This is a genomic window from Cytobacillus praedii (genome assembly GCF_001439605.1).
Classification (GTDB): domain Bacteria; phylum Bacillota; class Bacilli; order Bacillales; family Cytobacillaceae; genus Cytobacillus; species Cytobacillus praedii.
Map to the genome: position 1 here is coordinate 62,372 of NZ_LMBX01000003.1, position 7,277 is coordinate 69,648.

General features: G+C 39.3%; 6 protein-coding genes and 1 other annotated feature. Of the genes, 5 read left to right on the top strand and 1 reads right to left on the bottom strand.

The annotated features are described in order from the left end of the window. Positions 1–222 precede the first annotated feature (222 nt). From ASU02_RS03970 to ASU02_RS03985, 4 genes are all read left to right on the top strand, one after another. Positions 223–1,542, top strand: coding sequence for a GntP family permease (locus ASU02_RS03970; protein ID WP_057761243.1), 1,320 nt, complete (start codon positions 223–225; stop codon positions 1,540–1,542). Positions 1,543–1,590: 48 nt separating this feature from the next. Then, the gene (locus ASU02_RS03975; RefSeq protein WP_057761246.1) at positions 1,591–2,367 is read left to right on the top strand and encodes a 3-hydroxybutyrate dehydrogenase; all 777 of its coding nucleotides are present in this window, start codon (positions 1,591–1,593) and stop codon (positions 2,365–2,367) included. 156 nt (positions 2,368–2,523) lie between these two features. After that, positions 2,524–2,747 (top strand) — a binding site (T-box leader). A 48-nt stretch (positions 2,748–2,795) separates the two neighbouring features. Beyond that, positions 2,796–5,213, top strand: a complete 2,418-nt coding sequence (leuS, locus tag ASU02_RS03980; protein WP_057761248.1) for a leucine--tRNA ligase — start codon at positions 2,796–2,798, stop codon at positions 5,211–5,213. 96 nt (positions 5,214–5,309) lie between these two features. Next, positions 5,310–5,627 carry a rhodanese-like domain-containing protein gene (locus ASU02_RS03985; protein ID WP_057761250.1) on the top strand — a complete coding sequence of 106 codons (318 nt, stop codon included), beginning with the start codon at positions 5,310–5,312 and terminating at the stop codon, positions 5,625–5,627. 57 nt (positions 5,628–5,684) lie between these two features. Here the strand turns inward: ASU02_RS03985 and ASU02_RS03990 are convergent, their stop codons facing one another. Continuing rightward, a complete protein-coding gene (locus tag ASU02_RS03990) occupies positions 5,685–6,581 on the bottom strand; it encodes a selenium metabolism-associated LysR family transcriptional regulator (RefSeq protein ID WP_057761252.1) in 897 nt (298 codons plus the stop codon). 253 nt (positions 6,582–6,834) lie between these two features. On the opposite strand from ASU02_RS03990, the gene ASU02_RS03995 reads away from it, so the two are divergent. Then, positions 6,835–7,017: a sporulation protein Cse60 gene (locus ASU02_RS03995; protein WP_053477376.1), complete on the top strand. Its 183-nt coding sequence runs from the start codon at positions 6,835–6,837 to the stop codon at positions 7,015–7,017. Positions 7,018–7,277 lie beyond the last annotated feature (260 nt).

Consider the following 7,277-nt stretch of genomic DNA (forward strand, 5'->3'; position numbering starts at 1 on the left):
AATTTTCGGAAAATATGTTCACATAATTTTCGAATTTGCCTGCCCGATATTGTTTTTAATTTTGGCATGCTACTTGCAATAAACCAGAAGGAGGAACAATTTGAATCATGCAAGAACGTTTTTCAAAATGTAATCGTTTACAAAAAGGGGGGATGAAGAAATAGAGAAAAAAAGTATGCGGTGAATGAAAGCATCAAACTCACAAAAAAAGGGGGAACAAAAATGCTTAGCATGATCGGATTAATCGGTGGGTTGGCCATATTAATATTTTTAACAATGCGTGGAATGAACCTTCTTGTTGTAGGTCCTTTGTCAGCCATATTTGTTGCCGTATTTAGCGGGATGCCGTTATTTCCGCAGCTAGCTGGGGAGGGAGAGGCAAATCTGGTTGGCAATTATATGTCAGGGTTCTCGGGTTTTGTTACCTCATGGTATTTAATGTTCTTATTAGGTGCTATTTTTGGAAAAGTAATGGAGGATAGCGGAGCAGCAGATAGTGTATCCAAGCTGATTGTTGATAAGCTTGGAATGAAGTATGCAGTTCTTGCCATTGTCGTTTCCTGTGCATTTTTAACCTATGGCGGTGTCAGCTTATTCGTTGTTGCCTTTTCAGTTTATCCAATGGCACTAAGCTTATTTAAGCAAGCAAACCTGCCAAGAAGATTTATTCCTGCTGCCCTTGCCTTTGGATCGGTCACATTTACGATGACCTCTGCCGGGTCTCCAGAAATTCAGAACTGGATTCCAATTGAATATCTTGGTACAACCCCCTATGCTGGCTGGGAAGTTAGTTTGATCGTTGCGGTCTTTATGATGATTTTTGGCTATTGGTGGCTGAAGAGAATGATTACTAAAGCAGTTCAAAGAGGAGAAACGTTTATAGCAAGAGAAAAAGATCCTGTGACAGTGGATAAAAACTTGCCAAACCCGCTTATGGGGGCAATCCCATTAATTGTAGTACTTATTATTTCATTCATTTACCATGATTCTCTTAAACAATCAGCATTAATCATTGCTTTATTAGGCGGGGTTATTGCTACCTATCTACTAAATCGCAGGTATTTCAAAGACTTCTGGAATGCTGTTTCCGAGGGAACGCTAGGCGCATTAATCGCAATTGGAAATACAGCAGCAGTTGTAGGTTTTGGCGGAGTGGCTAAGGCAGTACCTGCGTTTGAAACAGCTGTCGATTTTATGACTAACATCCCGGGAAGTCCGCTAATTGGGGCGGCAATTGCCGTGAGTGTAATTGCTGGAATGACTGGATCTGCTTCTGGGGGACAGGTCATCGCACTTCCGCTATTAGCACCACATTATATGGATATGGGGGTAAATCCGGAAGCCCTTCATAGGGTTGCTGCGATTTCGTCCGGCGCATTGGATTCACTGCCTCATAATGGATATGTTGTGACAACGGTTCGTTCCATTTGTGGAGAAAGCCATCAGGATGCCTATGGTGCAGTTGGTGCCGTTACGGTCATTGTACCGTTAGTAGGTGTTGCGATTGCAATTATTCTATTCTCCTTTGGACTTGGCATTTGAGTCTAGGAGTTTCTATTTCTAGCATCGTTTTTCGAAAGGAGCATATTCATGGTTCAGTCAAAGGTAGTTTTTATAACCGGAGCGGCACAAGGCATCGGTTATGAGATTGGAAAAAGGTTTGCAGGGAATGGTGCAGCAATCGTCTTAACAGATATCCAAGAAGAATCTGTGAAACTAGCTGCCGGAAAATTGCAGGATGAAGGCTTTGAAGCGATTGGGTTAAAATGTGATGTTACCTCGGAAAAGGAAATTGAAAGTTGTATAAAAGAAACCGTTCGTCATTTTGGAAGGCTGGATGTTCTTATAAACAACGCAGGGCTGCAGCATGTATCGCTGATTGAGGATTTTCCAACAGAAAAATTCGAATTCCTTATTAAAGTTATGCTTACGGCTCCTTTTATCGCAATGAAACATGTCTTACCAATAATGAAGCAACAGCAATTTGGACGGATTATTAATATGGCATCGATCAATGGATTAATAGGATTTGCTGGAAAGGCTGCCTATAATAGTGCGAAGCATGGGGTGATTGGATTAACAAAAGTAGCCGCATTAGAAACTGCTGAGCAAGGTATTACTATCAACGCCTTGTGCCCTGGCTATATTGACACACCTCTTGTTCGTAATCAGCTTAGCGATCTTGCGGCAATAAGGAATATACCAATTGAAAAGGCGCTTGAAGAAGTCATATTTCCGTTAGTTCCACAAAGAAGACTGTTAACTGTTGAAGAGATTGCTGACTATGCCATATTCTTGTCAGGGGAATCAGCAAGAGGTATTACAGGGCAGGCAATTGTTATAGATGGGGGATATACAGTTCAGTAAGGTGTTTGAGGACAGTTATTTTCTGTCCTCTTTTTATTATATGATTAAAGGAACATTTACTCATTTCCATGCATACACTATCTATTACACTTCCCGTCAGGATGAGCCCCCTTGCATCTTGGCGGGAAATTTTATACAATAGCAATAAAATATTAACTATCTGCCACGATAAGGAGCAGTAGTGGTGCCGAATCCTTTTTAGAGAGCTGACGGTAGGTGCAAGTCAGCAGGAAGCATCATGAACTCGCCTTTGAGCAGCAAGTGTGAAGTAGTAGTAATGCTTGCCGTTTTCCGCGTTAAGGATGAATGAAGCGAATGACTTTTGTCATTAATGTGGGTGGTACCGCGGGAGATTCATACATAATCCTCTCGTCCCTATTTTGGGATGAGAGGTTTTTTTTATTACTTATTTTAGGGAGGAAAAGACAATGAGCTTCAATCATCAAAAGATTGAAAAGAAATGGCAAAGCGTCTGGGAAGAAAATAAGACCTTTAAGACGAGTGAAGATAAGGGGAAAAATAAATTTTACGCACTTGATATGTTTCCATATCCATCTGGTGCAGGCCTTCACGTAGGACATCCGGAAGGATATACAGCAACAGATATTCTTTCCCGCATGAAGCGGATGCAGGGGTTTAACGTTCTTCATCCAATGGGATGGGATGCATTTGGATTGCCAGCAGAGCAATATGCATTAGATACGGGCAATGATCCAGCTGAATTTACGGCGCAAAATATTAATACTTTCCGCCGTCAAATTAAAGCCTTAGGTTTTTCTTATGATTGGGATCGTGAAGTAAATACGACTGATCCGGAGTATTACAAGTGGACGCAGTGGATTTTCTTAAAGCTTTATGAAAAAGGGCTTGCTTATATTGATGAAGTAGCAGTTAACTGGTGCCCAGCACTTGGTACCGTGCTTGCCAATGAAGAAGTAATTGATGGGAAAAGTGAGCGCGGCGGACATCCGGTAGTTCGTAAACCAATGAGACAGTGGATGTTGAAAATTACAGCTTATGCTGACCGTTTACTTGAAGACCTAGATTTATTGGATTGGCCGGAAAGCCTTAAGGATATGCAGCGCAACTGGATTGGGCGCTCAGAAGGCGCAGAAGTGACTTTCCAAATTGAAGGACATGAAGGAACATTTACTGTATTTACAACTCGCCCAGATACTCTATTTGGTGCAACATATGCGGTGCTAGCTCCAGAGCATGCCTTAGTTAATACAATTACAACAGATGGCCAAAGAGAAGCTGTGGATGCTTATATTGAAAAAATCCAAAGCAAAAGTGATCTTGAAAGAACAGATTTAGCAAAAGAAAAGACAGGTGTATTCACTGGTGCCTATGCAGTAAATCCAGTTAATGGCGAAAAAATGCCAATTTGGATCGCTGATTATGTATTAGCTAGCTACGGAACAGGTGCGATCATGGCAGTTCCAGGACATGATGAGCGTGATTATGAGTTCGCAAAGCAATTTGAACTTCCAATTATTGAGGTAGTTGCAGGTGGAGATGTTCAAAAAGAGGCATACACAGGTGATGGCGAGCATGTAAACTCAGGCTTCTTGAATGGAATGAACAAAGAAGATGCAATTGAAAAGATGATTGCGTGGCTTGAAGAAAAGGAAATTGGAACGAAGAAAGTGACGTATCGCCTTCGTGATTGGCTGTTCAGCCGCCAGCGTTACTGGGGTGAACCGATTCCGATTATCCATTGGGAGGATGGCACAATGTCAGCTGTTCCAGAAGACCAACTTCCATTAATTCTTCCACAGACAACGGAAATCAAGCCTTCTGGTACAGGAGAATCTCCGCTAGCTAATATCGAAGAGTGGGTAAATATTGTCGATCCTGAAACAGGCAAGAAAGGCCGCAGAGAAACAAATACAATGCCGCAATGGGCAGGCAGCTGCTGGTATTATTTACGCTATATCGATCCGAAAAACACAGAAGCACTTGCAGATGCAGAAAAACTAAAAGAATGGCTTCCAGTTGATATTTATATTGGCGGAGCAGAGCATGCGGTGCTTCACCTTCTATATGCCCGCTTCTGGCATAAGGTTTTATACGATATCGGTGTTGTTCATACGAAGGAACCATTCCAAAAGCTATTCAACCAAGGGATGATTCTTGGAGAAGGCAATGAAAAAATGAGTAAGTCAAAAGGGAATGTTGTAAACCCTGATGATATTATTGACAGCCATGGTGCTGATACACTTCGCTTATATGAAATGTTCATGGGACCATTAGATGCTTCGATTGCCTGGTCAACAAATGGATTAGATGGTTCAAGAAGATTCTTAGACCGTGTATGGCGTTTATTGATTGAAGAAAATGGGGAGTTAAATCCGAAAATCCAAGCTGCTGAAGAAGCAGGCGATTTAGAGAAGATTTATCATCAGACGGTGAAAAAGGTTACAGAGGATTATGAAGGATTGCGTTTCAATACTGCCATTTCACAATTAATGGTCTTTATAAATGAAGCGTATAAATCCACTGTTCTTCCAAAGCAGTATATTGAAGGATTTGTGAAATTGCTGTCACCAATTACACCTCACGTGGCGGAAGAGCTTTGGGAAAAGCTTGGTCATAGCGGATCGATTGCTTATGAAGCATGGCCAGCGTTCGATGAAGCGAAACTAGTTGATGATGAAGTTGAAATTGTTATTCAGATTAACGGTAAAGTAAAGGCGAAGCTTCGAGTTCCATCTGGCGCTCAAAAGGATGCCCTTGAAAAAATCGCTATGGATGATGACAAAGTGAAAGAGCAAATTGATGGGAAAACCATCCGTAAAGTCATTGCAGTTCCTGGAAAATTAGTTAATATAGTGGCAAATTAAAAAAGCAAGAACAACTATTCAGCATCCTCCGATTGTGTTTTCGGAGGATGTTTTTTACAATAGGGAGATAAATAATTTAAAGAAGGGATTTTTTCAATGGAATCAATCGAAATTATTACAACAGATGAATTAGAGGAAAAAATTGCTGCCGGTGAAAAGCTGGAACTTGTTGATGTAAGAGAGGATGAAGAGGTAGCACAAGGGATAATCCCTGGTGCTAAGCATATCCGTATGATGACCATTCCAGAAAGTCTGGATTACTTTGATAAAGACAAGGAATACATTTTTATTTGCCGTTCTGGCGGACGCAGCGAGAATGTTTGCCATTACATGCAAGACCAAGGATTCAAGGTTAGAAATATGATTGGCGGCATGCTGAATTGGTCTGGAGAAACTGTTAAACCTGAAAAGTAAGTATGATTCTCCTAGGAAATAGAACAGACAGCTACGTTTGGCAGTCTGTTCTATTTCTTAATAAGCATCAATTTCTAATCCTTTTACATTCTCAATAAATAACTTTGCAGCTAATGATAATGTTTTGTTTTTATGGTAAGCAAGATAGAAAAACCTTTCATCATAAAAGTCCTTAATTTCGTACATGTGAATTAAATTGGCAGCTGCAAATTCTCGTGCAGCCATTTCAGAAATAATGGAGATGCCTACATTTTGTATGACAAATTGGATTAAGCTGTTCCCCGAATCTGTATGAACGGCAATGTTTAATTGTTCCTTTGAAATCTGTTTCTTCTCTAAAAACTTATTTATTAGTGACCTTGTACCTGAATCTGAGCTTCTCATAATCAAAGGGTGCTTAATAATTTCCTCTAAACAAACGGGTCCGTTAAATTCCAGTTCATTTGAAGTAATTAATACTAATTTTTCTTTTTGAAAAGGAAGATAGAAAAGCTTATCATTTTCATATTTTTCTCCGAGAATTCCAATATCAACCGTTCGATTAAGTACATGTTCTACTACCCTTTTTGATGAGGATTCTGAGATATGAAAAGAAATATTCGGATAAGCATGATTGAAATCTTTAATCATATTTGGAATGATAAAGGAGCCAGGAACAGAGCTTGTCGCAATTTTTACAATCCCGCGAAAGTCCATCATCTCCCTCTTTAGATCAAGCAATGCCTCATCTTTTAATAATAAAATTCTTTGTGCCCATTGATACAATCGTTCCCCATGCGGTGTTAATATTGTATCTCTTCCATCGCGGTCAAAAAGCTTGAGGTTTAAACTTTTCTCTAATGCCTTAATATGTGAACTTACAGTCGATTGACTTAAAAAAACGTCATCAGCTGCTTTTGAAAAATTCCTATGTTCGACAACCTTTGTAAAAACAAATAATTGGTGCAAGTCCAATCTTTGCACCTCCAATCTTATTGATAATATCGATTGATTAGTATATATGATTTCAATTAATTGTATTTATATAAGAATATCATTTCTATACGAGATAGGGTTGTAAAGTTATGTCGAAAATTAAAACCTTTATACGAAATAGAGATAAATGGGAAATTTAAAGGAGGAGATTATATTTATTCACTTTAAAACGTCTAAATATTGAGTATTCAGTTAATAATGATTCTAAAACGCTAGAAAGGGTGAGGGGTCTTTGATTCAGGTCAAATTATTTGATCAAGAACATGAGAAAGATCTCGAGTTAGAAATGAATCGTTTTTTACAGAAAATAGAAGAGAAAAAGCTGCTCGATATTAAATATAATGTAGCAGCCGTCCATGAGGATGAAGATGAACAGATTTATTGTTTCTCGGCTATGATTATTTATCGAGCATGAAAGGGTTTCGGTCACATATTGTGATCGTTAATTTTTTTGCCGCGTCCAAGAATGAGTATTTTAAAAAAAGAAGGCATATAAAAAGATATACGTGCCTGAATATGGTGATTAATGTAAAAAGCGGTCACGTAAAAAGATATACGTGCCTGAATATGNNNNATCACGTAAAAAGATATACGTGCCGAATATGGTGATTAATGTAAAAAGCGGTCACGTAAAAAGATATACGTGCCTGAATATGGTGATTAATGTAAAAAGCG

Bases quoted from the DNA above. Each gene is read 5' to 3' on its own strand.
- leuS (WP_057761248.1), top strand. From the start codon at position 2,796: ATGAGCTTCAATCATCAAAAGATTGAAAAGAAATGGCAAAGCGTCTGG.
- ASU02_RS03975 (WP_057761246.1), top strand. From the start codon at position 1,591: ATGGTTCAGTCAAAGGTAGTTTTTATAACCGGAGCGGCACAAGGCATC.
- ASU02_RS03970 (WP_057761243.1), top strand. From the start codon at position 223: ATGCTTAGCATGATCGGATTAATCGGTGGGTTGGCCATATTAATATTT.
- ASU02_RS03985 (WP_057761250.1), top strand. From the start codon at position 5,310: ATGGAATCAATCGAAATTATTACAACAGATGAATTAGAGGAAAAAATT.